The following is a 1,877-nucleotide window of genomic DNA, read 5'->3' as shown; positions in this document are numbered from 1 at the left end:
AATAATGTTGGTTAACTCTGGATACTTTTCTAAGTACGGTTTGATTATCTCCTCATTATCACGGGTAAACTGCACAACAAACTTGAATTCTGGTGCATGCTCAATCCAAAGTCCTGCGAATGTCTCTACTTCGTTCGTTCTCAGCTCTGCCTGAAGATTTCTTGCAATGTCTTGAAGTTGGAATCGGCGGAGAGCTTCATCAATACTAACATTACTATATGATGCATATGTTTGTGCGTCAAACGCTACTCCAATACTCACATTACTATTTGAGGCATATACTTGTGCATCATGCATCAGTAGATCCATATTATCTAATGTAGGTTTTCCACCACTATCCTGTCCTTGGGCATTGACTACAACTACAAGCGCCACGCTCACCAGCAGCATCGCCCGCAAGCATCGCGCCCAATTGCATTCCTTTACTTCTCTTCATATTTTTTTATTCCTCCATTTATATTTCATTTTATTCTTTGCTGCCCTCAGGCGCGGCGCTGGCTTTAAATAAGTTCAAAGCTAACATTACCATGCCTTCGGGCAAATACTGGGGCTCAGTTGCTCTCTTGAAACTGCGACTGAACCCCACGTTTTTCCGGCTGCAAAAACAAGTGCGACCAGATTTTTGATTTTTCACCTTATCACCCTTGGTTTACACCCAATTTTTGGACGGAGCAAGGGGAATATATAATTTTTGGTTTATATATTACAATGCCGTTAAAAATTACAATGCCGTTAAAATTTTTAATGACATTGTAATTTTCAAGAAGTTTGAAATATTAAGTAGGCGCATACCTGTTAATGCATTTGATACTAGCTTGCTTGCACCAATCCGAATCCGTATGTCTTATCTCCTCCAATATCACCCAGATCAATTGCATTATAATCCAAACTTTGACGGATTCCTGCGGAGCTACAGATAGGTTTTTACTTTTAATTAATGCCGCTGTGCCGCTGGCAAACGGCGCTGCCATCAATGTGTCGCTTTCGTTCATACGCATAACCGCCGTTTAACCATATGGAATATACATCTACGCCCTGCCAGTTCAATTTTAATGTCATCTGCGCCTTATGGTTGTGTAATATTGTCTTGCTCTCTGAAAAGAACAGTAATCATAGAATAAAATTGGATAATCAATTTCCTGCATTGATGGTTGTTTATTATCTTTCAGAAAAAATAGAAAAAAGGGCTCATTGAGTCCCTATAGAATTCAACAATGTTTCAAGAGGTATTTTTTGATGTTCCACTGGAAGGCTCTGCCTTACTGCCTGATTATCTTGGGTAATACTGAACTTACCATACTTCATGTCATATACTTTGTAATGAGTTCCAGCACTGTTATCTGTGTCCGTATCTTCTTTTGTAAGAAATAACAACACATTTTCACCTGCCTCAAACTTAGCCTCATCTTCTACAAGCATCCCATCTTCTCCTACTTCTCCACCCATTATCCTAATAGTTACTATCGCCGGAGTTGATTTGTTTTTTAGTATTCTATCTACCTTAATAATTACGTCGGTATAGATACGTTTTTCTTTTTGATTATTATAGAATTCTTCTTTAGATGCTGGTATTTTACCATCTGATACTGGTTTTCTCCCATCTGGAGTGTTCCATTTGCTTGGAAGAATCTCTATTACATGACCCATGATAATTGTATCTGATCTATCCGCTAGGTGTGAATTGTTTAATACATCCTTAGTCCACGATGCCGAGCTCACCGCAAATGTAGGTTTTTCTTTACTGATATTAATTAATGCGGCAGCACCTGCTATAAGTACAGCTACTAGTGGACTGTTTGATAAGTAATTTCCGATATTCAACTAATAAATCGATTCATCCATCTCCGAAGGTCAGTCCTTGTCCAAGACCATGAGAT

3 protein-coding genes are annotated in these 1,877 nt (G+C 38.7%); all 3 read right to left on the bottom strand.

Going from position 1 to position 1,877, the window contains the following annotated elements:
- The coding region (locus tag MNV_RS05705) for a hypothetical protein (protein WP_218837915.1) at positions 1 to 375 on the bottom strand (375 nt) is incomplete at its 3' end.
- A gap of 401 nt (positions 376 to 776) precedes the next feature.
- Positions 777 to 992: a S8 family serine peptidase gene (locus MNV_RS05700; RefSeq protein ID WP_096204390.1), complete on the bottom strand. Its 216-nt coding sequence runs from the start codon at positions 990 to 992 to the stop codon at positions 777 to 779.
- Between the two features lie 196 nt (positions 993 to 1,188).
- Positions 1,189 to 1,821, bottom strand: a complete 633-nt coding sequence (locus MNV_RS05695) for a hypothetical protein (protein ID WP_096204389.1) — start codon at positions 1,819 to 1,821, stop codon at positions 1,189 to 1,191.
- Positions 1,822 to 1,877: the final 56 nt, after the last annotated feature.

The sequence above is a fragment of the Candidatus Methanoperedens nitratireducens genome (genome assembly GCF_900196725.1).
In the GTDB taxonomy this organism is placed as follows: Archaea; Halobacteriota; Methanosarcinia; order Methanosarcinales; family Methanoperedenaceae; genus Methanoperedens; species Methanoperedens nitroreducens_A.
Note: the sequence above shows the minus strand (reverse complement) of the source record. Positions and strands in the feature narration are given on the sequence as shown.

Excerpts from the sequence above, each read along its gene's own strand:
- MNV_RS05700 (WP_096204390.1), bottom strand. The coding sequence starts at position 992 with ATGAACGAAAGCGACACATTGATGGCAGCGCCGTTTGCCAGCGGCACA.